The 24,344-nt window shown below is 63.1% G+C and carries 21 protein-coding genes and 1 riboswitch; of the genes, 8 read left to right on the plus strand and 13 right to left on the minus strand.

The window, feature by feature from the left end; genetic code table 11:
* Positions 1–67: 67 nt before the first annotated feature.
* Positions 68–187: riboswitch (SAM riboswitch) on the plus strand.
* Positions 188–203: 16 nt separating this feature from the next.
* A complete protein-coding gene (locus ACLRGI_RS18325) occupies positions 204–551 on the plus strand; it encodes a hypothetical protein (protein WP_419202975.1) in 348 nt (115 codons plus the stop codon).
* A gap of 26 nt (positions 552–577) precedes the next feature.
* On the opposite strand, the gene ACLRGI_RS18330 is transcribed toward ACLRGI_RS18325, so the two are convergent.
* Positions 578–769: a hypothetical protein gene (locus tag ACLRGI_RS18330; protein ID WP_017197666.1), complete on the minus strand. Its 192-nt coding sequence runs from the start codon at positions 767–769 to the stop codon at positions 578–580.
* Between the two features lie 252 nt (positions 770–1,021).
* On the opposite strand from ACLRGI_RS18330, the gene ACLRGI_RS18335 reads away from it, so the two are divergent.
* The 3 genes from ACLRGI_RS18335 (at position 1,022) to ACLRGI_RS18345 (ending at position 4,246) form a co-directional block, all read left to right on the plus strand.
* The gene (locus ACLRGI_RS18335; RefSeq protein WP_419203082.1) at positions 1,022–2,215 is read left to right on the plus strand and encodes a VIT1/CCC1 transporter family protein; all 1,194 of its coding nucleotides are present in this window, start codon (positions 1,022–1,024) and stop codon (positions 2,213–2,215) included.
* A gap of 84 nt (positions 2,216–2,299) precedes the next feature.
* A complete protein-coding gene (locus tag ACLRGI_RS18340; protein ID WP_419202976.1) occupies positions 2,300–3,193 on the plus strand; it encodes a matrixin family metalloprotease in 894 nt (297 codons plus the stop codon).
* A gap of 51 nt (positions 3,194–3,244) precedes the next feature.
* Positions 3,245–4,246, plus strand: coding sequence for a matrixin family metalloprotease (locus ACLRGI_RS18345; protein WP_419202977.1), 1,002 nt, complete (start codon positions 3,245–3,247; stop codon positions 4,244–4,246).
* 4 nt (positions 4,247–4,250) lie between these two features.
* Here ACLRGI_RS18345 and ACLRGI_RS18350 read toward each other — a convergent pair whose 3' ends face one another.
* Complete coding sequence (locus ACLRGI_RS18350) at positions 4,251–5,384, minus strand: LOG family protein (protein ID WP_419202978.1); 1,134 nt, start codon at positions 5,382–5,384, stop codon at positions 4,251–4,253.
* 192 nt (positions 5,385–5,576) lie between these two features.
* On the opposite strand from ACLRGI_RS18350, the gene ACLRGI_RS18355 reads away from it, so the two are divergent.
* A complete protein-coding gene (locus ACLRGI_RS18355) occupies positions 5,577–8,495 on the plus strand; it encodes a chitobiase/beta-hexosaminidase C-terminal domain-containing protein (RefSeq protein ID WP_419202979.1) in 2,919 nt (972 codons plus the stop codon).
* Positions 8,496–8,635: 140 nt separating this feature from the next.
* On the opposite strand, the gene sucD is transcribed toward ACLRGI_RS18355, so the two are convergent.
* The 5 genes from sucD to ACLRGI_RS18380 all read right to left on the minus strand — a co-directional run bounded on the left by sucD (position 8,636) and on the right by ACLRGI_RS18380 (position 15,042).
* Positions 8,636–9,538: a succinate--CoA ligase subunit alpha gene (gene sucD, locus ACLRGI_RS18360; RefSeq protein WP_091465756.1), complete on the minus strand. Its 903-nt coding sequence runs from the start codon at positions 9,536–9,538 to the stop codon at positions 8,636–8,638.
* A gap of 12 nt (positions 9,539–9,550) precedes the next feature.
* Positions 9,551–10,720 carry an ADP-forming succinate--CoA ligase subunit beta gene (gene sucC, locus ACLRGI_RS18365; protein ID WP_419202980.1) on the minus strand — a complete coding sequence of 390 codons (1,170 nt, stop codon included), beginning with the start codon at positions 10,718–10,720 and terminating at the stop codon, positions 9,551–9,553.
* 264 nt (positions 10,721–10,984) lie between these two features.
* Entirely contained in the window at positions 10,985–11,683 is a 699-nt protein-coding gene (locus ACLRGI_RS18370) for a hypothetical protein (RefSeq protein WP_419203084.1), read from the minus strand.
* 14 nt (positions 11,684–11,697) lie between these two features.
* A complete protein-coding gene (gene pcrA, locus ACLRGI_RS18375; RefSeq protein WP_419202981.1) occupies positions 11,698–14,244 on the minus strand; it encodes a DNA helicase PcrA in 2,547 nt (848 codons plus the stop codon).
* A 114-nt stretch (positions 14,245–14,358) separates the two neighbouring features.
* Positions 14,359–15,042: a response regulator transcription factor gene (locus ACLRGI_RS18380; protein WP_419202982.1), complete on the minus strand. Its 684-nt coding sequence runs from the start codon at positions 15,040–15,042 to the stop codon at positions 14,359–14,361.
* 204 nt (positions 15,043–15,246) lie between these two features.
* Between ACLRGI_RS18380 and ACLRGI_RS18385 the strand changes: the two genes are divergently transcribed.
* Genes ACLRGI_RS18385 through ACLRGI_RS18395 form a run of 3 tightly spaced genes read left to right on the plus strand, consistent with a single transcriptional unit; the run spans position 15,247 to position 18,199 of the window.
* Positions 15,247–16,341: a sensor histidine kinase gene (locus ACLRGI_RS18385; RefSeq protein WP_419202983.1), complete on the plus strand. Its 1,095-nt coding sequence runs from the start codon at positions 15,247–15,249 to the stop codon at positions 16,339–16,341.
* A complete protein-coding gene (locus ACLRGI_RS18390; protein ID WP_419202984.1) occupies positions 16,338–17,504 on the plus strand; it encodes a hypothetical protein in 1,167 nt (388 codons plus the stop codon). Before ACLRGI_RS18385 ends, ACLRGI_RS18390 begins: the two co-directional genes overlap by 4 nt.
* A complete protein-coding gene (locus ACLRGI_RS18395; protein WP_419202985.1) occupies positions 17,498–18,199 on the plus strand; it encodes a LuxR C-terminal-related transcriptional regulator in 702 nt (233 codons plus the stop codon). Before ACLRGI_RS18390 ends, ACLRGI_RS18395 begins: the two co-directional genes overlap by 7 nt.
* 40 nt (positions 18,200–18,239) lie before the next feature.
* On the opposite strand, the gene wsfD is transcribed toward ACLRGI_RS18395, so the two are convergent.
* The 6 genes from wsfD to ACLRGI_RS18425 form a co-directional block, all read right to left on the minus strand.
* Positions 18,240–19,865: a glycan biosynthesis hexose transferase WsfD gene (gene wsfD / locus ACLRGI_RS18400; protein ID WP_419202986.1), complete on the minus strand. Its 1,626-nt coding sequence runs from the start codon at positions 19,863–19,865 to the stop codon at positions 18,240–18,242.
* Positions 19,846–20,754 carry a septum formation family protein gene (locus tag ACLRGI_RS18405; protein ID WP_419202987.1) on the minus strand — a complete coding sequence of 303 codons (909 nt, stop codon included), beginning with the start codon at positions 20,752–20,754 and terminating at the stop codon, positions 19,846–19,848. Before ACLRGI_RS18405 ends, wsfD begins: the two co-directional genes overlap by 20 nt.
* Entirely contained in the window at positions 20,744–21,331 is a 588-nt protein-coding gene (gene xrtS, locus ACLRGI_RS18410) for an exosortase S (RefSeq protein ID WP_419202988.1), read from the minus strand. The genes ACLRGI_RS18405 and xrtS overlap by 11 nt, the downstream gene beginning before the upstream one ends.
* A gap of 5 nt (positions 21,332–21,336) precedes the next feature.
* Complete coding sequence (locus ACLRGI_RS18415) at positions 21,337–22,698, minus strand: XrtP-associated glycosyltransferase (RefSeq protein WP_419202989.1); 1,362 nt, start codon at positions 22,696–22,698, stop codon at positions 21,337–21,339.
* Positions 22,699–22,787: 89 nt separating this feature from the next.
* Positions 22,788–22,970, minus strand: coding sequence for a hypothetical protein (locus ACLRGI_RS18420; RefSeq protein WP_419202990.1), 183 nt, complete (start codon positions 22,968–22,970; stop codon positions 22,788–22,790).
* Between the two features lie 42 nt (positions 22,971–23,012).
* On the minus strand, positions 23,013–24,302 hold the full coding sequence (locus ACLRGI_RS18425; RefSeq protein ID WP_419202991.1) for a PVV-CTERM domain-containing choice-of-anchor G protein: 1,290 nt from the start codon (positions 24,300–24,302) through the stop codon (positions 23,013–23,015).
* Positions 24,303–24,344 lie beyond the last annotated feature (42 nt).

Here is a 24,344-nt window from a genome sequence, read left to right on the forward strand (position 1 = left end):
ACCCCGAAGCACGCACACCAGGCCCCGCAACGGGCGCACCAATAGCGATGGGGTAGGGTGGTCCCAGCTTCAAGAGATGTGGTGCCAAGCTCCGACTGGCCACACACCAACCCCATGTTCACGGGTGGTTCGGATGAGGAAGCGGCCCGTCCCGGACCAGAGACAACCGAGCGGGCAAGAGCACTCCCCCAAGGAGCAGTCCCTTGCCGTACCAAGGCGATACCACCCCTGCAGGCAGCACAACAGCCGCAAGCAGCCCAGCACCCCCAGCCAAAACAACCACAACGGCGCCCCACGTGGTGACGGTGATTCCCGCCGTCGACCTTTTCCTCGGCACGGTAACCATTACCGTTAAGGCCGGAACGGAGTGGTTCAGACATCCCCAACCACTCCTGATCGCGCAGTCGCTGGCACAAGCCGTCCGGCCGACACATTGGTGCGAGGCGTCAAGAACCCTGACGGTGACTGTTGCCGCCGCCGGAAAACGCGCCGGTGTGCAGCGACACTACACACTCAGCCGCGAAGACCCGGCAGAAGAGGGCCCGGCGTAAGAGGACCTGCCTAAAAAGATGGCCCCCTAGATCTCCTCGTCTTCCTCGCGGAACTCTTCGGTTTCGTCGATGGGGACAACACGTTCGTCGTCCTCTGGGGCGTCCACTTCCTCAACCCAGGGCTCGTCCACTTCCTGGTCTTCGGCGTAGTCGTAGGCCGGGTCGGACTCAATAGTGGTCCGTTCCGGGTAGTTGGCGTGTGATTCGGTGGTGTTCATGGCGCAACCTCCGTCTGGGCCGGTTCTCGTGGGCGGTTCGGCCCGTTGACCCGAATTCAGGAATCCAGTGGCGGAAGGGCCCCGCCCCTGTCCTTCCATCTGAGCACCGGCGCCAGCGAGGGTCAAGGAGATTACGGTGCACCGAACATTCCATTTGAGGAATACCAGCCAAAATTCCGCGCGGATAAGCGGTATTGTGGGGCGTGCAATGGGGCCGTAACTACCCCACCCAGCGCAGGAGACAAAGTGCAGATGCACCAGGAATCCCCCAGTTCGTCGAGCCCCGCTCCGGACCCCACCCCCGAGTCAGCCACGCCCGAGCCAGCAACCGCCGAAAACGCCGCTACGAACGCCGCGCCGCAACCCGCGCCGCCTTCCAATGCGGACATCCGACGGTGGCGCCAGTACCTTGCCGATGAGCGCGCCGAGGCCGCCGTTTACCGCGAACTCGCCCAACGGCGTGACGGTGAAGAACGCCAAATCCTGCTCGCACTGGCCGAAGCCGAAGGCAGGCATGAGGCCCATTGGCTCAAGCTCCTGGGCGACCACGCCGGAATGCCCAAGGCAGCTTCCACCCGCAGCCAGTTCCTGGGCTTCCTGGCCCGCAACTTCGGCTCCGTTTTTGTGCTCGCCTTGGCGCAGCGGGCGGAAGGCCGTTCCCCTTACGGAACCGAGCCTGCCGCGACGCCTGCCATGGTGGCCGACGAACAAATCCACGAAGAAGTGGTCCGGGGCTTGGCCACGCGTGGACGCAACCGGCTCTCCGGTACCTTCCGGGCCGCTGTTTTCGGCGCCAACGACGGCCTGGTCAGCAACCTTTCGCTGGTCATGGGCATGGCCGCGACCGGGGTGCCCAGCCCCGTGGTGCTCATGAGTGGAGTGGCTGGCCTGCTGGCCGGTGCGCTGTCCATGGGAGCCGGTGAATACGTCTCGGTCCGCTCCCAGCGGGAGCTCCTCAATGCCACCTTGCCCACGCAGGCAACATTGACTGCCGCGCCGTCGTTGGACATCGAGCACAACGAACTGGTCCTGGTGTACTTGGCTCGTGGCATGACCCGCGAAGCCGCGGAGCACCGCGCTGCCGAGCGCATGGGATTGTTCAGCTGCGACTGCGATCCCAGCCTCTCCCTGCAGCCGGAGAAGCCACCCACTGACGACCACGAATCCGTTGGTTCTGCCTGGGGTGCGGCGATGTCCAGCTTCTGTTTCTTCGCCTCCGGTGCCATCGTGCCCATCCTGCCCTTCATTTTCGGCATGACCGGTATCGCGGCCTTGCTGGTAGCCGGCGTTCTGGTGGGCATCGCGCTCCTGGCTACCGGCGCCGTCGTCGGTTTGCTGTCCGGAACATCGCCGCTGAGCCGCGGGCTGCGGCAGCTCGCCATCGGCCTGGGAGCCGCGGCGGCCACCTACGGGCTGGGCCTGGCATTCGGAGCAACGATCGTCTAAGTTGGACGGCTCGGTCCGGAGACCGTAATGTTGGTTCGTCCTCCGCGCTGCCCCGCGTGACCAGGGCATCAGGAATGGAGAACCGTGGACCCGGAGCGGGAAGTAACGCGTGCGCCAAAGCACCGACGCACTGGAACAGCCGCGCGTGTTCTCCGCGGAGCCATCATGGCCGCCGTTGCCGCCGTCGTCGCCGTCCTGGTCAGCGGGTATTTGCAGGGAAACCCCCACATTACGGCGCTGTTCCCGGGTTTGAACGTTCCGGGCGCCGCCCAGGACGGGCCGGGGGTAGCTGAACCGGCACGCGCCCTCGATGCACCTCCGCCGGGGCTTGAGGAGTCGGACGCCCCGTTGGCATCGCCTTCAGCGCCCGGAACCACCAACGATTCGTACAAATTCCTGGCCACCAACGACGACGGCACCCCGGTTGGTTACTCGCCCTGCCGCCCGCTTCATTACGTCGTCAACGACGCGTCCGCCCCCGTTGGCTCCCACGCCTTGCTGGCCACCGCCCTGGCAAATATTTCCGCGGCGTCCGGGATCCAGTTCATCAACGATGGCACCACGGACGAGTTGCCCGTGGAGCGGCGTGAGCCGTACCAACCCTCCAAATACGGCGACCGGTGGGCTCCCCTGCTGATCTCGTGGACCACACCCGTGGAAGCGCCTGCATTGGCGGACAATGTCATCGGTACCGGCGGCAGTACCATGTACTCCCTGAACAAGGGTCCTAAAAGCTACATCACCGGGAGCTTGGAGCTGGACACCCCGCAGGTCACGGAACTGCTTGCCAGTCCAGGCGGGGCCGATTACGTCCTGGCAGTCATGCAGCACGAACTGGGGCATGTGATGGGCCTGGACCATGTTGATGATCCGATCCAACTTATGTACCCGGAAATAGGGTTGCCCGACGGCCTCGCGGCGGGCGACCTCAACGGCCTGCACCTTCTTGCCTCGGCCCCTTGCCGCAAGGACATCTGAGCTTCAGGCCGCAAACATTCACGGCATGGACTTCCCGGCGGAGTGGGACTTATGCTGGCGACTACGGCCGACGGCGGCGCCCCACCTCCCGTCGCAGCCGCCATGTCAGGGGGTTCCATGGAACCTTACGGGTCGCCTGGATGGCCGGACCCCGATCCCCCTCGTCCGAATTACCTTCCGCATACCCCGCGCCCGCCGGATCCTCCTCCGGTCAGGCCGCCCATCAAACACAGCAGCATTGCTGCCATCCTGTTCCTCTTCAGCGTCCTCGGCCTGGTGTGTGCAGGAGCCTACTTCAGCGGTGAACTCCACCAGCTCATCTACGGATCGTCCGCCACGCAAAGCCAGGCACCGCGCCCCGGGTTGGTACCGTTCGGCCAGCGACAGGAGCCGGTGCCGGGATTCGAGGAAGCCGACGCCCCGCTGGGCACGCCGGCACCACTGAACCGCACCAGCTCCTCGTACAAGTTCCTGGCCGTCAAGGAAGACGGAACCCCACTGGCATACTCCCCGTGCCGGCCCATCCACTACGTCATCAACTCGGACCTCGCTCCGCCCTCCTGGCAACCCTTGGTGGAGGAAGCCGTGAGACAGGCCGGCGAAGCTACAGGACTAAGGTTCATCTACGACGGCCCCAGTTCCGAAGTTCCCTCCCCCAACAGGTCCGGATACCAGCCCGAGAGGTACGGCGACCGCTGGGCGCCTGTGCTCATCGCATGGAGCACACCGGAGCAGGTGCCGCGCCTGACCGGGCAGACCGTGGGCTTGGGCGGGAGCTCCTCCATTGGCCTCAGCAACGGCTATAAGGCCTACGTCACAGGGACGGTGTCCTTGGATGCTCCACAGTTCGCGGAGATCGTGGACGTTCCCAGCGGGGAGGAAATCGGCGTAGCGGTCATCATGCATGAGTTGGGACACCTGCTGGGACTGGATCATGTGGATGATCCCCGGCAACTCATGTTCGACCAAGCTTCCTGGGTTCGCGGATACGCTGCGGGAGATCGGACCGGATTGGCCCAGCTCGGCAGGGGCCCTTGCAGCAAGGACTTCTGAGGTCCTACCCGGCAACCACTGCGAGCGCGTCCTCCACGGTATCCACCAGGAAGATCCTGTCCTCCATAGGCTTACCTGCTGCGAGGCTCTGCAACATTGGCCAGGCCGGGAACGTCTCTTCCCAGTGTTTGCGACCCACCAGCACCATGGGCGTGATTATCTCCGGGGCTCCGTAGTAGTTTTCGCACGCGTCCTGGGAGATCTCCTGTATGGTGCCTGCCGCGCCCGGGAGGAACACAATGCCGCCGTTGCAGAGCTCCAGCAGGATGGCCTCACGGACAGCGTTGGCGAAGTACTTGGCGATGTGGGTGGCGAACAGATTGGGCGGCTCGTGTCCGTAGAACCAAGTCGGAATGCCGAGCGTCGGGGTGCCGTCCGGATAACGTTCGACGACGACGGCTGCTTGCCGCGCCCAAGCCGTCACGGAGGGCCTGAACCCCGGCACAGCGGCGAGCGCTTCAAGCGCGGCGGTGGAGTCGGCGTCGGGCCGTCGGCTCAGATAGGCGCCGAGGTTGGCGGCCTCCATGGCACCAGGACCCCCGCCTGTGGCTACTGTCAAACCTGCCTGGGCGAGCAGGCGTCCCAGCTGTGCGGCGTCGGCAAATTCTTGGGTGCCCCGCTGCGCGGCATGGCCGCCCATGACACCCACCAGCTTGGTCCCGGCGAGATCGCCGTGATCCAGCAGTTCGTCCAGGGCGTCGCCGATTGCGTGATCGTGCAGGGCTGCAGCGAGGGTGGCATCCAGGCGTCCGCGTTGCCCGGGCAGGATGCTCCACTGGTAGACGCGGGCATCGAGAGTGGATTCGTACTCTGTGGAGGCGATGTCCGCATAAAGTTCATTAGCCGTATAAATGCCGTTTCGGTACGGGTTGAACGGCACGTTGTGAAGTTTGGGGAAGATGAGTGCTCCACGCCGGCGAAGGCTCTCCTCCACGCCGTCGTCGAAAGTGCATCCCAGGAAGATCGCGCCTTGGGGGTCCAACGCTTTGAGGTCCCGTGAATGGCCCCGAAGATCCAAGGACTGCGCGTGCCAGCCGTTCATGGACCTGGCCCCGGCGCGTACCAGTTGGTGGAAGTGGACCACGCTTTCGACGTCGAGCGTCCGCGGGCTCGGGTTCAAGGCTCCGGAGCGTTTCATGCTTTCAGCGTAGTGGCGCTCGAAGAAGTTTGCCGGGACCCTACCCATGGCCCGTCTGCGGGAGTACAGTAGCGCTCACTGCATCGCTTTCACGCCGCTGATGGTCGGAGCAGTGAATAACTCCATTCGAAATGACGTCCTGGGGGCGTCGTAAGTTTGCCGGCTGGGGGGCCCAACATCTGCTCAAGGAGCATGGTTGTGGACCGTCCAAAATACGCTCGTCGTCATACTCGTTTACTGCTCATCAGCACCCGTTCATTCGCCCGGCGAATCCTTGGATTCCTGCTGGGCCTTTCTGTTGCCCTTTCCTCTTTGGTCTTCGGGCTGGCCAGGCCCGCCTCGGCCGCCGTACCTCCTTGCCCGGGCACAGGCGGTGCGCAGATGATCGTCGCTCATACAGATGACGACCTGATCTTCATCAGCCCCGATTTCATGCGGGACATCCAGGCCAAGCGTTGCGTCCAGACGATCTACGTCACGGCGGGAGACGCCGGGGAGGGCCAGTCCTATTGGGCCGGTCTGGAGGACGGGATCCGGTCCAGCTACGCCCAGATGGCGGGGGTCGCCAACGCATGGACGGCTTCGGACGCCGGTGTTCCCGAGCGCCCGGTCACCGTGCACACGCTCAACGCCGCGCCCAATGTCTCGGTAGTTTTCCTGCGGCTTCCGGATGGCTTCCCCAATGGCAATGGCAGCAGTCGCTTCAATGGCCAAAGCATCCTGAAGCTGTGGGACGGACGAATTTCGTCCATTCGTCCTGTGGATGGATCGGCAACTTACTCAAAATCGATGCTTCAAAACGTGTTGAACCGGCTGGTGGCCAATTACAAGCCCACCACGTTCCGTACTCAGGACTGGACAGGCTCGTTCACCTCCCCCTATGACCACACCGACCACTGGGCTGCGGCAAAGTTCGGGCAGTTGGCCACCCGCGCCTACACCGGACCTCATACTTCTTCCGCCTACGATGCATATGTCATCGATGAATACGCACAAAACGTCACTGGCGCCGAACTGACCAGCAAGGTCAACGCGTTCAGGCTTTTTGCCGAATTTGATGAGCTTCTTTGTGGCGCCATTTGCCCGGACGTGCCTTACAGCGACTGGCTGAAGCGGCAATACATTACGGCCATCGAGTGGACTGGAAACGCAGCGAAGTCGGCCGGAACCACCGTGTCGGCGTCCTCCCAAAAAGCCTCGGGACAAAGCCCGGAGAAAGCGCGGGACGGTTACGCCTGGGGCACCCCCATGGACGGGAACCGCGAGTGGGTCACTAATGGAGGCCGGGCAGGTAGCTGGATCCAGTACAACTTCTCCCCGGCCCGCACCATCAACGCGGTGACACTTTCCGACCGCCCGTTGCCCAGTGACCAGGTGACCGGCGGCAATCTCACCTTCTCCGACGGAAGCACCGTTCCGGTTGCTGCCCTGCCAAACAACGGCTCCGGGCTGACCGTGAACTTCCCTGCCAGAACAGTCAGTTCAGTGCGCTTCAACATCAGCTCCGTCAGCGGGTCCACCACCAATGTGGGCCTGGCGGAGTTCGAGGCCCACATCACCGCTGACGTGGTAGCCCCCGTGGTGACAGCCACACCGGCCGGCGGCACTTACGACGTCGGGCAGAAAGTCACGCTGACCGCGAATGAGCCGGCCACCATCTACTACACGGTGGACGGGTCTACGCCCACCGCCGCCAGCAGCAAGTACGCCACGCCCATCACTGTGAACGGACCCTTGACCCTGAAGTACTTCGCGGTGGACACCGCGAACAACCCTTCCACCGTGGTCACCCAGACCTACTCCACCGGTCCTGACGTAACCAAACCGGTGGTATCGGCCAACCCTGCGGGTGGCGCGTACGCTCCGGGCACCACCATCACACTCACTGTCAATGAAGCCAACTCGGTCATCAAATACACCACGAACGGCGCCGACCCCGTGACGGCCGGGCAGGTGTATTCAGCACCCATCACGTTCCCGGGTACGGCTCCCATGACGTTGAAGTATTTCGCCACGGATCCGGCCGGAAACGCCTCCGACGTCGCCACCCAGACGTACACGGTTCCCCCGGACACCACAGCTCCAACGGTCACAGCCAACCCCACCAGCCGGGCATTGGCCAGCGGGGCCACCATCACCCTCTCGGCGAATGAACCCGGGGCAGCCATCTACTACACCACCGATGGCAGCACACCCACGGCCACGGAATCAGCCACCAACATCAAGTACACAACTCCGATCATCATGGGAAGTTCCACGTTCGTCCTGAAGTACCTTGGGGTGGACACAGCCGGCAACCCTTCGGCCGTGGGCACGCAGACGTACACCGTGCCCGCAGCCGGACCGCCGTCGGCCCATGACTTCAACGGTGACGGTAAAGCCGATGTCCTGGCCTCCGATAATGCCGGTAATTTGTACCTCTACCCTGGGGACGGGGCGGGCGGCGTCCTCACACGGCAGATAGCCCTCGCGGCACCGGCATGGTCAACAATCAATGAGGCGATCACTCCCGGTGACTTCAACAGGGACGGCAAACCCGACCTGCTGGCCCGCGCCGGAGACGTCCTGTGGTTCTACCCGGGTGACGGCGCCGGGAGCTTCGGGGCCAGGATACAGGTCAGCACGGGCTGGAGCACCATGAGTCAACTGCTCTCCCCTGGCGACTTCAGCGGCGACGGTATTCCGGACTTCATCGGCCGGCTCAGCACAGGCGAGTTGCGGCTCTACGAAGGCAACGGAACCGGCGGTCAGCGCACACCTACCACCATTGGATCAGGCTGGAATGTCATGAATGCAATCTTCAGCACGGGGGACTTTAATGGAGACGGTAAGGGAGACGTGCTGGCCCGACGCTCTGACACAGGCGCCCTGTGGCTCTATCCCGGAAACGGAACCCGCGGGTGGCTCCAGTGGAAGCAGATCTCCACGGGTTGGGACAACAGAACATCGATGGCCGGGCCCCGCGACCTCAACGGCGATGGCAGCAACGACGTCATTGGCCGCATCGGCGACACCCTGTGGCTGTACCCAGGCACAGGCGCCGGAGCATTCAGCACTGTGCCGCCCATCAGCCTCGGCAACGGCTGGCAGGCCATGAAGATCATCGCCTAGTCGGCCCCCCCTGGACCTGGCGCGGGTCGGAGTTTTCCCCCAGACTCTTCGGCCCGCGTCAGCTACGTTATAGAACGACGACGGCCCTGCACCTTCCGTTGGGAAGGCACAGGGCCGTCGTCGTGAATTTGCTGTAAAGACTAGAGCGTTGCGTAGACTTCGCGCAGCAGCTTGGCGGTCTCGGACGGCGTCTTGCCGACCTTCACGCCTGCTGCTTCGAGAGCTTCCTTCTTGGCCTGGGCCGTACCGGCGGAACCGGATACGATAGCGCCTGCGTGACCCATGGTCTTGCCCTCGGGAGCGGTAAAGCCGGCAACGTAGCCAACAACCGGCTTGGTGACGTTGGCCTTGATGAAGTCGGCTGCGCGCTCTTCAGCGTCGCCACCGATCTCACCGATCATGACGATCGCTTTGGTTTCCGGGTCAGCTTCGAACGCAGCCAGGGCGTCGATGTGCGTGGTGCCGATGACGGGGTCGCCACCGATGCCGATCGCAGTGGAGAAACCGAGGTCGCGGAGTTCGTACATCATCTGGTAGGTCAAGGTGCCGGACTTGGACACGAGGCCGATGGGACCCTTGCCCGTGATGTTCGCCGGGGTGATGCCAACCAGGGCTTCGCCCGGGGTGATGATGCCGGGGCAGTTCGGCCCGATGATGCGGGTGATCTGCTTGCCGTCAGCGTCCACCTTGGACTGGGCAAGCGCCCAGAACTCGGCGGAATCCTGAACCGGAACGCCTTCGGTGATGACCACTACGAGGCCGATGCCGGCTTCGATGGCTTCAACCACGGCGTCCTTGGTGAATGCCGGGGGAACGAAGACGATGGAGACGTCCGCGCCGGTTTCGGCGATGGCTTCCTTGACGGTGCCGAAGACGTTGATTTCCTTGTCGCCGTGCAGGACCGTGGTGCCGGCCTTGCGGGCGTTGACGCCACCAACAATGTTGGTGCCGGCCTTGAGCATCAGGGCGGTGTGCTTGGTGCCCTCACCGCCGGTGATGCCCTGAACGATGACCTTGGAGTCCTTGTTGAGGTAGATAGACATTGTCGCGTCCCTTTACTTAGCTGCGTTGGCGAGCTCGGCGGCCTTGTCGGCGCCCTCGTCCATGGTGGCGGCCAGGGTAACCAGCGGGTGGTTGGCCTCGGTCAGGATGCGGCGGCCTTCCTCAACGTTGTTGCCGTCGAGGCGAACTACCAGCGGCTTGTTCGCGGAAGAACCGAGCTCAGCCAAAGCACCGACAATGCCCCTGGCAACAGCGTCACAAGCGGTGATGCCACCGAAGACGTTCACGAACACGCTCTTGACCTGGGAGTCGCCCAGGATGACGTCCAGACCGTTGGCCATGACCTCGGCGGATGCTCCACCACCGATGTCCAGGAAGTTGGCGGGCTTGACGTTGCCGTGGTTCTCGCCGGCGTAGGCAACGACGTCGAGGGTGGACATCACAAGACCGGCGCCGTTGCCGATGATGCCTACTTCGCCGTCCAGCTTGACGTAGTTGAGGTCCTGCGCCTTGGCCTTGGCCTCCAGCGGGTCAGCTGCGTCCTTGTCTTCCAGGTGTGCGTGGTGCACGTGGCGGAAGTCAGCGTTCTCGTCCAAGGAGACCTTGCCGTCGAGGGCAACGATCTCGCCTGCGCCGGTGCGGACCAGCGGGTTGACCTCAACCAGGGTTGCGTCTTCCTTCTTGAAAACGTCCCAGAGCTTCAGAATGACGTCGGCTACCTTGCCGCGCAGTTCTTCGGCGAAACCTGCAGCTGCGACGATCTCGTCAGCCTTGGCCTGGTCGATGCCCACAGCGGGGTCGATGGCGATCTTGGCCAGGGCCTCGGGACGCTCGACTGCAAGCTGCTCGATTTCCATGCCGCCCTCTACCGAGCACATGGCCAGGTAGTTGCGGTTGGCGCGGTCCAGGAGGACCGAGAAGTAGAATTCCTCGGCGATGTCAGCACCCTGGGCGATCATCACCTTGTTGACGGTGTGGCCCTTGATGTCCATGCCCAGGATGTTGGTGGAGTGCTCAAGCGCCTCTTCGGCGGTCTTGGCGACCTTGACGCCGCCGGCCTTGCCGCGGCCACCGACCTTAACCTGTGCCTTGACGACAGTTACGCCGCCGATCTTCTCGGCAGCTGCCTTCGCTTCTTCAGGAGTGTGCGCCACGATGCCGGCGAGCACGGGTACACCGTGCGCCTCGAACATATCGCGCGCCTGATATTCAAACAGGTCCACGGTTTAGTGTCCTTCTACGTCGAAGTAGTTTTCTGTTCAGCCGGGAACCGCGATGACCGCGATAGCCAGCTGCGGAAAGTACGCGGTAACAACCGGGATTGAAGCCGGTCACATTGCGTAAGGTCCTCTCGGAACTCTAGCCCTTTGAGGACTCCCGCCAGCTACACACTACCCGTTAAGTGAGTAACCTTACACTTCTATCGCATGTAGAACAACCGCATAATGGCGCGGTTTTTGGGGTGCACGACGGCGGTCCGGCCAGGTTTAGGACGCTTGTTTCAGGTTCCCGCGGACGGTCTTGCCGCCGTCGGAAATCAACTGGTATCCCTCGCGGCTGACGAAGAATGCCACGCCACCTGAGACGTTTCCGCAGGCAACGCCGCCGTTATAGGCCGAACACCGGAGACCGTTGCGCTCGATGTTCTGACCGTCCGCCAGCTCCCGGAGTTTGGAAATGGGCCCCCCGGGAGTGCCCTTCGGCCCGAACTCCGACTCCATTTGTGTTACGCCGGAACGACACGAGCCATACGTTGCCTTCTCCGGGGTCAGGAGCGCGGTCCCACCAAGATAACCAAGCCTGGTTCCGGCGCAGTCGTCCGCGATGTCGGTCAGGTCCGGCTGGGCATACTTGGCCAGCTCACAATGCGCCACCGGGACTACGGCGAATTTGTTGTTGGCAGCGTCAGAGTAGGAGTTGGCCTCATAGGGCAAGTTGAGGTGCCCGCCCCTGGCAGAGGTCAGGGCGCACACAATGTTCTTGTCAGCGGTGATGAACGCTGTGACATCCTCCCCTGCGGACAGGCTGGTCTGCTCCGTGACCGGAACCTGCCGCAGCTGCTCCAGCGGCGGCAGCGGAGCCGGCGGTACATAATCCGGATCTTTGGTGGCAAAGGAGCATCCCGCGGCCAGCACCATGATCAAGGCGGCCAGGATCCCCCAAACAGTCCGTCGCATGCCCCCCATTATGCCGTGCGGCTTCATGCATCCAGTTTGGTCAGGGGTGCGTACCGCAACAGCAGACGCTTCTCGCCGACGTCGAACTTCACCTTCGCCACCGTCTTATCCCCGGAGCCCTCGATCCCCAGCACCACTCCGTTGCCGAAGCTGGTGTGGTTGACCTTGTCCCCCACCACCACCGAAATGACTTCCTTTTGTGGTTGGACCCTGTTGCGCACGACGGCGGCAGGGACGTCGGCGTCGAAACCTGCGGTGGGGCTGGCGGCAGCACCACGGGAGGCGCCCGCGCCCCAGAACGATCCGCCGTAGCGGTTGGAGCCGATAGGGGCGCTTCCCCAGCCACCTGCGGACTGACGGCTCATACCTTCGCGCTTCCACTCCACCAGTTCCGAAGGGATTTCTTCCAGGAACTGGCTGGCCGGGTTGTACTGGCTCTGGCCCCACATGCTGCGGACCTCGGAACGAGTGACATAGAGACGCTTGCGGGCCCTGGTCAAGCCCACGTAGGCCAGGCGCCGTTCTTCCGCGAGCTCCTTGGGGTCCGTGGCGGAGCGCTGGTGGGGGAAGATGCCGTGCTCCATGCCGGTGAGGAATACCACCGGGAACTCCAGGCCCTTGGCTGTGTGCAGTGTCATGAGCGTGACAACGCCCATGCGCTTGGCCTCCGCAACGGCAGCGTCGATATCCGCACCCGGAGCATCCGGGATCTGGTCGGCATCAGCCACCAAGGAGACCTGCTCCAGGAACTCGCCGAGCGAGCCATCTGGATTGTCGCGCTCATATTCCCGGACCACGGCCACAAGTTCGGCAAGGTTCTCCACGCGGGATTCGTCCTGAGGATCGTTGCTTGCGCGCAGGCCTGCGAGGTAACCGGTCTGTTCAAGAACTGCCTCCAAGGCTGCGGAAGCCCCGGAGCCCGATGCCACCTCGGCGAGATCGTCCAGCAGTTTCACAAAGCCCAGAACGGCATTGACGGAGCGCGTGGCCATGCCCGGCGCTTGGTCAGCGCGGCGCGCAGCGGCCATGAAGGACGTGCGTTCCCGCTCAGCCAACGCCGCCACGGCGCCCTCGGCGCGGTCGCCGATTCCGCGTTTGGGTTCGTTCAGTACCCTGCGGAGGTTGACGTCGTCGTCCGGGTTCACCAGCACTCGCAGGTAGGCCAAGGCATCCTTGATTTCCTTGCGCTCATAGAAGCGGGTGCCGCCCACTACTTTGTACGGCAGCCCGACCCGGACCAGGACGTCTTCAATGGAACGGGACTGGGCGTTGGTGCGGTAGAAGATAGCGACATCTCCCGGACGCAAGCCGTCCTCATCCTGCAGCCGATCGATCTCCTTGGCGATGAACTGGGCTTCGTCGTGCTCGTTCTCCCCCACGTAGCCAATGATTTTCTCGCCATCGCCCTCCGCGGTCCACAGACGCTTTTCCTGGCGGTTGGGGTTACGGGAGATGACCGAGTTGGCAGCGCTGAGGATGTTCTGCGTGGAGCGGTAGTTTTGCTCCAGTTTGATGGTGCGGGCATTGGGGTAGTCGTGCTCGAACTCCACAATGTTGCGGATATCCGCGCCGCGGAAGGCATAAATGGACTGATCGGAATCGCCCACCACAGTGAGTTCGCTGGGTGCCACGCCCGTGTCCGTTCCCAGGCCCACGATTTCCCTGACCAAGGCGTACTGGGCGTGGTTGGTGTCCTGGTACTCGTCCACCAGGACGTGCCGGAAGCGGCGCCGGTAGGATTCCGCGAGCGCCGGGAAGGCACGGAACATGTACACGGTTTCCGCGATGAGGTCATCGAAGTCCATCGCGTTGGCTTGCCGGAGGCGCTGCGTGTAACCCTTGAACACTTCGGCTACGGCTTGTTCGAAGGGGTCGTTGTAGTTTGCTGAAGAAACGTAGGAGTCGGCATCGATGAGCTCGTTCTTGAGCGCCGAAATCTTGTGCTGGATGGCTTTGGGGGCGAACTTCTTGGGGTCCAGGTCAAGGTTCTTCGCCACAAGGGTAATCAGGCGCAGGGAATCAGCGGAGTCGTAGATGGAGAAGTTCGAATTCAGGCCCACATTGGCGGCCTCCCGGCGCAGGATGCGCACGCAGGACGAGTGGAACGTGGAGATCCACATTCCCTTGGCCCGCGGACCTACCAGGGCTTCGATGCGTTCCCGCATTTCGGCCGCTGCCTTGTTGGTGAAGGTGATCGCGAGGATTTCGCCGTGATGCGCACGCTTGGTGGCGATGAGGTAGGCGATCCTGTTACTCAGTACACGGGTCTTTCCCGAGCCCGCACCTGCAACGATCAGCAAAGGGCTTCCGGCGTGCTTTACGGCTTCTTCCTGCTGCGGATTCAGCCCTTGGAGGAGGGCATCAGCGTTTGGCAACCCGTGGGCGCCCTGGTTGCCCCACCCTTCCGGGGCAGGTGTTTGGTGAGCGTTCCCTGACCCGCCGGTTCCCTCCTGGAGGCGGGGGCCGGAGGCGCCTCCCCCGGAATGGGGAAGCTCCGGGGCAGCCTTGATTGCGGCTTTGGTGCCTGCTTTGAAGGGTCCGTCTGCGTAGGGGTCAAACAACATATCCATGGTGCCTACCAGTCTAGGCGGTGCCCCTGACACTATGAGGCGTCCTGTCCTCAGGGCGTCCTGTCCACAGGCATTGTGTCCACGGCGTTCTGTCCACAAGCCGGTGGATCCCGTTCAGGTCTCCGACAGTTGCTGGCCCTGGTCCTCGAGCAGCCAGCCGCCTGATATCAGCCGGTCCCTGAGCGCCAGTCTCGTCAACGGCTCCTGGCCCTCTTGGAACTTCCGCCGAACCGATGCGAGGTGCTTTTTTACACCGTCAACGGAGATGCCAAGGGCGTGGGCGGTTTCGGCCATGGTCCCGGCGACGCCACCCAGATAAACCGAAACCACCTGATGTTCCCTTGCGGACAACTGAGGTCCTGACTGTTCTGCTTCCATGGCCGAAGCCACTTCCGCCGTCATATACGGCAGCCCTTGAGCTGCCCTGCGGACCGCAGTTTCCACCACCCATGCAGCTGCCGTCTTGGGGATGTAGGCCAACGCGCCGGCCGTGATCGCTTGGCGCATTACTGCGGGGTCCACTACCGAGCTGCAGACCACAACCTGCGGCCCGGCCGACAGGATGGCCTGGATCTTGGCGCGCAGTGGCATTTGGTCACCGAGCAGTACGTCCAGGATCACGACGTCGGACAACGCCCCCAGGTTTGCGGCCGCTTCAGCCCAGGATGAAAACCGTCCCACTACGCTGATTCCGGGCGCATTTGCTTGAAGCCATTCGGCCAGTCCTTCAAGGAGTACGGCATGGTCTTCCACGATGTCTACTTCGACGGTGGGTCGGGACACCGGGTAGCGCACCATTTTGCGGCCTCCCCAACATATGATTCTGCCTAGTGGTCATCATATTGGGTGACGGCTGTCGGGGGAGACATTTTTGTGGGGGCATGCATGGGCGGGCTAACAACTCGGGTGCTGAACCTGGATCGTTCAGATCTGGTGGTTCGGGGCGGCGCATTGATGGGTTTTGTTTTCGTCGCGAGTTCATGGCTCTATGTCAGACCTATCATGGGCGGTCCCTTGTGGCAGCGTGCTGCGGCGTCCGCCCTGGTGGTACTGCTGGTTGTCTGCTTGGCTGCGATGTTGTGGACCGATGTTTGGCCTCTCCGGCTCCTTCTGGTGGTCAGCCTGATTACCCTGTCCGAGGTCATGGCAGGTGTCACCTACCGTCAGGAGTCCGATTCCCTTCTTCTGGCGCACAGCCTGGTCATGGGTGCCAGTTCCGTTGTAGCGCTCTCCTTACGCCGATCCTGGAAGTCGGCGGTTTTCACGGGGCTGATGGGAGTCCTGGTCTTCGGTCATACCCACGCTTCATCCATGGTTCACGATCTGGGCCCCGCCACCTTGTTGATCGTCACGGGTTTCTGGCTGATCATGCTGGCCATCCGGCACGCAGTGCCCAAAGCGCTGGACGTGCTGTGGCAGGACCATGCGGTCAGAGCCGTATCGCATGCCGCCCAAACAGTAGCCCGGAGCAGAATCAGTGCTCACCGGACAGACGCGCGCGTCCTGCACGACACCGTTCTGCGATCACTCGCGGTCGTGGCGCATGGCGGGGCGGTAACCGATCCTGAAGAGCTGCGGGAAATGCTTACGGTCAGGCAGTACGACGGCGGCGCGCCGGGTTCCGGGCCTTCCGCACCGCCCGCTGGACGGACGGCAGGGGCCGATGCTGCCGAACGCGCCCAAAGCCGCGTGGCCGTCGTCGAGCGTTCCACGGCACCTACCTTGTCTTCCATGCTGGAAGAGCGCGCCGCCCGCCATAACCGGCAGGGGTTCACCGTAGGTGTCTATGGGGAGGTGGGGACGCTTCCTGCACGGGTTCAGGCGGCCGTTGTGGACGCAGCGGAGGAGTGCATGGTCAACGCCGCCCGGCATGCCGGAACTGACAGGGTAGACGTGCTGGTCTCCCGTGCCGGGTCCTTGGTGTCAGTCCTCATCAGCGATGCCGGCTGCGGGTTCGATCCCGAAAAGATTTCCCTGGAGCGGTTTGGCGTCAGACGTTCCGTGGTGGAACGCATGGGCGAGGTTGGTGGCAGGGCAAAGGTTATGTCTGTCCGCGGTCGCGGAACCACGGTGGTCCTTGAAGTCGGGACATCATGAGCCTGGCGCATACCCGGGCGGCCCGTTTGGCCGGTCCACTTTTCGTGTCCCGCAGCATTCTCGTGGTTTCAAGCTCGATACTCTGGGTTCTCTCGTTGGTTACGGCCGCGTTATCGCTGGACGGTGGCAGCAAACAGTACTTGACGTTCGGCGCCTTGGCTTTCGATCTCGTCGGCTTTCTGGCGGCCGTCCTTGCCTCCGCTCCGAAAACCCCGCGCCCCCAGCTCCCTTGGCTGCGGTTACTGTGGCTTGCGTCCTCCATCGCCTCAGGCATGATGACATCCCAAGCAGTCACGGTTAGTTCCGGCTACTTCGCCTTGGCATTCAATGTGGTGCTCGGAACATCGCTGGTGTTCCTTGTCGCCATGCGCTGGGATCTGTTGGGCTTCCTCCTCCTGATCGCAGCCAACTCCGTTCTCAGCGGCGCTTACTATGCCACCACTCCGCGCTTCGGCTCCGGCGACGGACTCCTCATTTTCTTCATCACGCTTTTCCCCGGGCTCCTTGGCGCGCTCACCGTTTTCATTCTTCGCAGCATTGTTGAAGGTCATATGGCCCGGCAGACGCTCCATGCCCTGCAAACGCTTATGGAGCACGCAGATGCAAGAGCCTCGGAACGGTCGGGTGGCCTGGCTGAGACACATCTGCACATCCAGGAGCTGTTCGCCAAAGTGGCTGAAGCCCGCGGCGGCCCCCTTGACCCCGAATTATCTGAACAGGCACAAGCCTTGGGTGGGCAGCTGCGGGCCCAGCTGATGATGTCGCAGTCCACCAATTGGCTGACCGAGTCCCTGGCTTTGGCCGGGCTGGAAGGCAAAGTGGCTGTGGTGGCGCAGCCGGACCTCCTGGAACGTCTCCCGCAGGCGTCCCGCTCTGCCGTGCTGGCCGTCACCATGCTGCTGGCGGCCACACCCGTCAATGCCCCGGAGAACGCCGCAACCAGGACACCAGGCGCAACCGTGTCACCAGGAAAGCTTCATCTCTACGTCGAACCACATGTGGACGAAATGCTGCTCATGACCTGGAGAGTGACCGAGCTGAACCCCCACCGTTGCACCCCTGCGTTATGGAGCGAGCTCGAATCGCTGGGTGTACCGCGCGTCCGGACCGACCCCGAAGGAGCCAGCATCATGGTCCATGTGAAGGCGCCCAAGGCATGGTAACGCGTTTGCTTGTGGTGGATCACCACCAACTGATGATCGACACGTTGGATGCATGGTTCCGCTGCAACACCCCGGATTTGGTGGTATCGGCAGGACTCAACGTTGTCCCCGGCCATCATCGCGTGCCGTTGGGGCCTGAGCTGTCAGGAACAGCGCCGTTGGGGCCTGAGCTGTCAGGAACAGCGTCGTCGTGGCCAGAGCAGGAAATCACTGTGGCCATCCTGGGCACCCTCGATCCCAGCACGGAGCTGATCCCGGCAGTTCATCTTCTGGTGGAGTCGGGCCTCCGGGTGGTGGTTCTCGCCACAAGGCTGGACGGCTGGGAAGCCGGGGCAGTCCGGGTAGCCGGAGCCCTGGGATATGTGCCGAAATCTGCAGGTCCCCGGCACATCGAACTCGCCATCCGGGCAGCAGCAGCCGGACGGGAATACCTTCACCCGGACGCCGCCGCCGTGGTGGTGGATACGGCGCCCGTACGCGTGAAGCTATCGCTCCGGGAACAGCGGCTCGCGGAGCTTTACCTCGGCAGCGAAGCCATGTCCGTGCGCGGGGTAGCGGATGCCATGGGGATCAGCGAACAGACCGTCAAAGCCCACCTGCACAGGATCCGCCAGCGCTATGGAGCTGCCGGAATCAAGCTTGGCAATGTGATCAGCCTGCGCCAGCAGCTAAGCGCTGACGGCTGGATCACGTGACGGCTGGACCACGTAGCTGCCGGATCACGTGGCGGCTAGATCACCTGGCTGCTGCCGCAAGATCTTTGGGAACGGCCTTATTCGAGGCAAGGATACTGATCAAGGCCACCAAGAGGGGTACGCACAGTGCCCCCAGGAACCCCGAAACGACCAATTGCCTGTAGATCTCGGGTTGTCCGGACATCACCATAACTACCCAGAACTGCAGCCATCCGCCCAGCACCACAACAACGGCCAAGCGCCCGACGGCGGCCCCCTTGCGGAAGGCGACGGCCAATCCCAGCATGAGAGTCAGGAGCTGCAAGGCCACCAGAGCCACTGGGGCGGCTTTCATTGCTGTAAAAAACCCCAAGACCACGGGGAACCTTCGGTCCTTGGCGAATGGTTCGTGGCCCTGCCCTTCCATGAACGAACCTACGTAACCCAGTTCGGGTGTCAGCATGGCGGAGATGCCCCGTTCACCCATGCCGATCAGGCGTTCAGGATGAGTGGCATAGAAAGCGGCCAGCTTGGCGGGGCCGATCTGTTCCTGGAACTCGTTGAACTTCGGGTTCAAGGCGGCCGATTTCGGTGACGCCACCGTGGTGCCGCTTGCAGCGAGGAAACCGGGATCGAGTCCCAGCCATTTGAGGTCATCCTCCGGGACAGGACTGTGTGGCAAGAGTTCGGCAAAAACAGCGTTGTACAGGTTCACGTCGGTGGTGCGTTTAGGCTGCAAGGCAAAGACTGCCACTGACATAGCGGCAACGGCCACCACTGCGGTGAGCGGCAGGACGCGCTTCCGCCACCAGGTCTTCTGGGGCAAGCGCCGCCCGGAACGCCTGGACGGACCGGCCGGCAGCCAAAGCAGGCCCAGTGCAAGCAAGGGCAGCCAGGACACCATCTCCGGCTTGGCAGCAAGGGTAAAGGCTCCGGCAGCCACCACGAACGCAACGGCCAGCCAGCTGTTACCGCCACCATTCCAGTAGTGCAGGAGTGCCACCATCAAGGCCAGGATTCCCAGAAAAGCAGCAGCTTCGGGGTAGGGCGAAATGAAGAAATCAGCGAACACTCCGTCCGCCATCACCACGGTGACCAAAGCTGCAATGAGGATTCGGAAGTTGGCGCGGCCCGGCAGGGCGGCAACCAGCGCCGCTATCAGCGCCCCAAAGACCAGGCAGCAGACGATCCCCACCGCCCGCATGTCCATTCCGGCGCCCCATCCGAGGAGGGGCGTGATCAGCTTCCCTAACCACAAGAAGGCGAGCTGGGACGAGTAGACGGGCTCGCCGGAGCCGGCAGAACCGCACGCTTCACCAACGAATTCATGCGGAACCCAGCTGGGATAGATGAAGCTGGTGAACTCGCCATAGTCCCAGGGACGGACGTTGCTCACACCCAGTGAACAAATCAGCGCGTGGCCTTCGCCTTGGTCACCCATACCTACGGGTCCGGGAACGAACAGCCGGACGATCATGGCAATGGCTGATACTAGACCTGCGAGGATGGCCGGCAGGAGGAACCCTCCGGTTCTCAACTCACCAGGACCAAACACCCTGGCAAGGAACCTGCCGGTCCTGCGAAGATGCCCGGGCCGGGGGCTCTTGCCGGACCTGACGGGTACTGGCTCGAATTCCTCCACCGTGGCCGGGCTCTCAGGCTGGGTCTCAACCAACTGCTGCTCCACTACTTGCACCTCGTGCCCGCGCCAAGGTCCCGGTCCACGCGGCCGGCACTACTTGTTTGGGTGCAACGGCGCAGCGGATTGCCCGTGCACCGCCGTCTACCCTGACGATCGGCCTGACTTCCTTGTCTTCCGGGAGGACTTCTGCGTTGAGGAACTCCAGCACGAACGGCAAGCAGCGCTCCTGCTGTGCGGCGAGGCTGACCAGGGAGGCATCCTGGCCGATCCAAGCGCTGACATCCTCGGCTGTGTGGGGTTCCGAACATGAGGTGTCCGTGCCCTCGGCACTCAGCACGCCATCCTTGATGCCCTGCGAATAGCAAAGCCGGATATGTGCCGAGTCCGGGCCTGCGAGCGCTCCCTTGAGACTGCGGGTGCTTTGCTGCGGGGCCCCGGTTTTTGAGGTCAGCAGGACGTCGCAGCGGACCGCGCGGCTTCCGGCAGCCCATTCTGCGCGACTGGGATAGTAGCCTGCGATGGTCATGCCGGTTGTGGCGTCACGGGGCGCTCCACCAAGGTATTTGCGCAGTTCATCAGCGGGGCAGAGGCGGTTGGTTGCGTTACGAAGTTGCTCCTGCAACGGCCGTTCCATCTGGCTCGCCAAGGGCTCTGGAAAGGTTGTCACCAGGAACGTTTGTGAAGTGTGCGGTTCCGAGCAGTTCACCGGCGGCCTTGAGTCGCTGGGGGCAGCGTATTCTTCCTGCGTGGTGATGACGTGGCATTGATCCAGCTCAGCGGAGCTTTCCGCGGATACGTTCTCGGCGTCGGCGCCAGCAGGCCCGGCGACGCCGGATGCGCAGCCAGCCAATGCCACGAGCAAGGCCAGCGCTGCAGCCACGACGGCAGTCCGTGTGACACCCGGAAGAAGGGGAAGAGTCAGATTACGACGCACGCCGACCCTTGGGGGAAGCGGTGCGGCCCTTGCGGACGACGGCGGCACGCACCAGGACGATGATGGCGGCAACAAAACCAAAAATCACCACGAAGGACCCCAGGAAATGGTGCATCAGATCGAAGCCCTGCTGCCCCCAATTTTGTTGGGCAGCAGCAATCATGAAGTATCGGGTGGCGTTGCTGACGCTCACGATGACCAGCGCAATGATGGCGGCAGGCATCAGCCGCGAAACCGGGATGCGCCCCATCAGGAAGAGGACCCCGGCCAGCCCTGCGATGGGAGCCAGGAGCACTGCACTGGAACAAAGGCCGGTGACTTGCAAGGCAAATGGCTGGCCCCCTCCCACGTTGTGGAAGATGATGTCATCCACGCTGTACGACGCCCCGCCGAGGATGCCGTCGAACACGGCTGCCATGAGCCAGGCTTCTGCTGCCCGGATCTGCTCCTGCTGCATCATTGCCGCAGCGGCTGCGGCGAGGAAGACCAGCCCGATCAGGCCCCCGCTGCGTGCCTCCCTTACCGGGATGGCCCGCGGTCCTCGCGGGGCATGGATGTCACTGGTCTCGGCACTCATCGCCACTAGGCTTCCTTCGCTAGGAGTTTGACGTCTGTTTCCTGATTGCGCCGGGTTTTGGCCCACCCTTGGCGACCTGTGATAAGGCGGTACGTAGCCCGCAGCACGGTGACGTAGTTCTGATACATGTAGAGCCAATAACCAAGGCCCCACCCCACGCCCGTCAGGAAGTTCTTTTCCGGTGTGACCTGCCTCCTGTAAACCAGTCCCCAGAGGGCAAAAGGCAGGACGCCCGTTGCAAAAATCAGGGGAACGATGAACCAAGCCGCGCTGATCCAGGCCCCGAAGCTGCCCATGGTGAGGGCGCCTTGGGCCACCATGGTGATGAACAGGGTGGGCCACAGGACCAGTCCCATGATTTGGATGAATGGCTGGACCAGGAAGTAGCTGGACTCGATGGCGCCCACATTACTGAAGTACGGCGATTCAAAGATCCGCTTCAAGTAGACGCTGCATTGCATACCGCCGTGGCACCAGCGGGTCCGCTGCGTCAGGAGGCGCCGAAGGTCCGGAAGTGCTTCCTGTGCCACGTGGGTGTCATGCATGTACACGGTTTTGTAGCCGCCGAGCATGATGTGGATGGCCAGTTCATAGTCTTCCAGGAGGGCGCCGTGCCACGGTTGTCCGGAGGTCCTGGCAATGGCGTCCAGCGCGGACAAACGGGTGAACTGGCCGTTGCCGCCCAGGCCGACAGTCAGGGTGTGGCGTCGCAACGATTGCATGGCTGCAATGGTGGTGCGGAATTCCATGTCCTGCATCAGTACCAGGTACCGTCCGAAGGACTTCTTCAGACGCGCCAGGCCCGTGCCGCCCTTGAGGTCGGGGTCATCCAGGTTGGACATCCAGACGGCAGTCTGGGCAGCACCCACCTCGGCGTCACCGAACGCGAGGGACCCGGCAGCTTGACGGAAGGCATTTTCCGCGAGGTGACCGTCGGCGTCGACCACCAGGACGATCACTGATGAACGGTCGACGCCGGCGGGCAGCCACCCGTCCAGGGTGCGGTAGGCGGCATTAAGCGCGTCCCCCTTGCCTGTGCGGGCCAGCGGGCGGCGACGACGCACCAAGTGGATCATGCTGTCGCGGTCCGAGGCGGCTTCGACTATGCCCGCGGTTGAGTCGTCGCTGTCATCATCGACAACCCATACGTGTGCCCGCGGGAACCGGACGCGGAGCAATTCCAAGGTATTGGCGATGACCACTTCCTCGTCCCGGCACGGGATGAACACGTGCCAGGAGAAAGCATCGGGATCGCCCTCGGGGTCCGGCTTGCGCCGGAGGAAGGGCACCAGAATCACGAGGATGTACGAAAGAAAAACCACCAGGAGCACAAAAGCCAGCGCCTGTGCGGATTCGAGTACCGACATTTAATTCCGATGCTTGTGCAAGGCCGAATGGGCCATGGGAAAAATTGGGGTGGCGGGACGGCTCCCGGGGAGCCGCCCCGCCGATGGTATTACGAGGTGGGATCCGCTCCCCGCTTTGCGGCTTTGAGCCTGCTGTTACGCAGGACCACAAAACCGGTGATCAGCAGGGCGATACCCACCAGAATGACCCAACCAAGGGTTGGGGCGCCGGTGGCAGCGAGCGTGGTACCGCCTGCAACTGTGCCGCCGGCAGTCCAGTTATTGCCGTACATGAGTGGTTCTCCTTTCGCCGTTGCTTGATTCGCGCAAGGCGATCAGGCAGCAGCTACCGCGGTCCGGCGGCGCGAGCGAACGAACAGCCAGGAGAGCAGCGCCAGGAGTGCCACGCCACCGGTGATGGCCATGGTGTCGGTGTTGACCAGCGGGATCGCCGCTGCGTCAAGGTTGGGACCAACAGTTGCATTGGCCAGATTGACGGTGGCAATGGAGCCGCCGGCAATTGCTACCTGCAGGGCGCGCTGGGTAAAGGCGCCCGACGGAGCGGTTTCCTGAACGTTGACCTTGGCCGAAACCAGGGCGGTCAGTGCGGTGCTCAGGGGAGCTACGACCGTGGAAGCCACGGCACCGGTTACACCGTTGAGGGTGGTGGACAGCACTGCCAAGGCGGGGCCGGCTACGAGCTGCGTGAGCGGGCTGAGGTTGTTCACCGCGGCCGTGGCAGTTGCCAAGGTGCTGCTCACCACGGAGGTGAGCTTGTTCGCCACAGCCTGCGGAAGGAAGGAAATCAGATCCGTTCCGGCCGGCAGGGAGTTGAGGTCGGCAACACCGGCAACAGCCAGCAGATCCGCCTCGGAGATGGCAATGGTGCCGCCGGCTACCGGGTTTTCAACCGTTACGCCCAACGGGGTGAGGACAGCGTTGGCCGTGTTGATTGCGGTGCTGATGGTGCCTGCAACGCCTCCGACAACAGTGCCGCCCACTTCAGCGGAAACGCCGGCCAGGGCGTAGGCGCCCTGAGGTGCCGCACCCTGGTCCTTCTTGGCTGCTGCCGCGAGGGTGGTGACCTGGAGGTTGACGTTCACCAGATCGGCACCGCCGAGAATCGAGGCTGTGCCGACGCTGACGCGGGCTGCCGGAATGGCGGGATCGCCGGATGTCGGAAGGCCGCCGGGCAGGGTCACCAGGCCGGGAGCGCCGCTCACGGTACCGGAGAATGCTTCAGAGGAACCGTCGTTGACTGCCTTGCCGTACTGGCTGACTGCACCAACCTGGATGATGCCGTTGTTCTGCAGCAGCGGGATGTTGCCCGCGCCAACGTTGACCACGCCGAAGACGGCGCTGAGGTCCAGCGGGGTGTTGTTTTCGATGACGGCCGGTCCGGCCGGCGGCGTCCCGATCTGCTGGGCGGTTGCAGCACCGTTGGCAGCGAGTCCGGCGAAATTCGGGATGGCCAGGACGGAGCCATCGATGATCTGGCCACTGCCGATGGAAATCACGTCAGTGGGTGCTGCGTTTGCAGCCGGTGCGGCCACCAGGCCAATGGCCAAAGCCGAGACGGCGGTGACGCCGACAGCGGCGGGCCACAACTTGCTCTTGCTGTTCAAGTACTTCCCCCTTGCGAACGCTGCAGGACAAGTCAGGGCAGT

Source organism: Paenarthrobacter sp. PPS72, assembly GCF_048537125.1.
GTDB classification, from domain to species: domain Bacteria; phylum Actinomycetota; class Actinomycetes; order Actinomycetales; family Micrococcaceae; genus Arthrobacter; species Arthrobacter nitroguajacolicus_E.

What these genes read in the sequence shown, in the direction of transcription:
- ACLRGI_RS18330 (WP_017197666.1), bottom strand. Translation starts at nt 769, where the DNA reads ATGAACACCACCGAATCACACGCCAACTACCCGGAACGGACCACTATT.
- ACLRGI_RS18335 (WP_419203082.1), top strand. Translation starts at nt 1,022, where the DNA reads ATGCACCAGGAATCCCCCAGTTCGTCGAGCCCCGCTCCGGACCCCACC.
- ACLRGI_RS18345 (WP_419202977.1), top strand. Translation starts at nt 3,245, where the DNA reads ATGCTGGCGACTACGGCCGACGGCGGCGCCCCACCTCCCGTCGCAGCC.
- ACLRGI_RS18350 (WP_419202978.1), bottom strand. Translation starts at nt 5,384, where the DNA reads ATGAAACGCTCCGGAGCCTTGAACCCGAGCCCGCGGACGCTCGACGTC.
- ACLRGI_RS18355 (WP_419202979.1), top strand. Translation starts at nt 5,577, where the DNA reads ATGGTTGTGGACCGTCCAAAATACGCTCGTCGTCATACTCGTTTACTG.
- sucD (WP_091465756.1), bottom strand. Translation starts at nt 9,538, where the DNA reads ATGTCTATCTACCTCAACAAGGACTCCAAGGTCATCGTTCAGGGCATC.
- ACLRGI_RS18370 (WP_419203084.1), bottom strand. Translation starts at nt 11,683, where the DNA reads ATGGGGGGCATGCGACGGACTGTTTGGGGGATCCTGGCCGCCTTGATC.
- pcrA (WP_419202981.1), bottom strand. Translation starts at nt 14,244, where the DNA reads ATGGATATGTTGTTTGACCCCTACGCAGACGGACCCTTCAAAGCAGGC.
- ACLRGI_RS18380 (WP_419202982.1), bottom strand. Translation starts at nt 15,042, where the DNA reads ATGGTGCGCTACCCGGTGTCCCGACCCACCGTCGAAGTAGACATCGTG.
- ACLRGI_RS18385 (WP_419202983.1), top strand. Translation starts at nt 15,247, where the DNA reads ATGGGCGGTCCCTTGTGGCAGCGTGCTGCGGCGTCCGCCCTGGTGGTA.
- ACLRGI_RS18390 (WP_419202984.1), top strand. Translation starts at nt 16,338, where the DNA reads ATGAGCCTGGCGCATACCCGGGCGGCCCGTTTGGCCGGTCCACTTTTC.
- ACLRGI_RS18395 (WP_419202985.1), top strand. Translation starts at nt 17,498, where the DNA reads ATGGTAACGCGTTTGCTTGTGGTGGATCACCACCAACTGATGATCGAC.
- xrtS (WP_419202988.1), bottom strand. Translation starts at nt 21,331, where the DNA reads ATGAGTGCCGAGACCAGTGACATCCATGCCCCGCGAGGACCGCGGGCC.
- ACLRGI_RS18415 (WP_419202989.1), bottom strand. Translation starts at nt 22,698, where the DNA reads ATGTCGGTACTCGAATCCGCACAGGCGCTGGCTTTTGTGCTCCTGGTG.
- ACLRGI_RS18420 (WP_419202990.1), bottom strand. Translation starts at nt 22,970, where the DNA reads ATGTACGGCAATAACTGGACTGCCGGCGGCACAGTTGCAGGCGGTACC.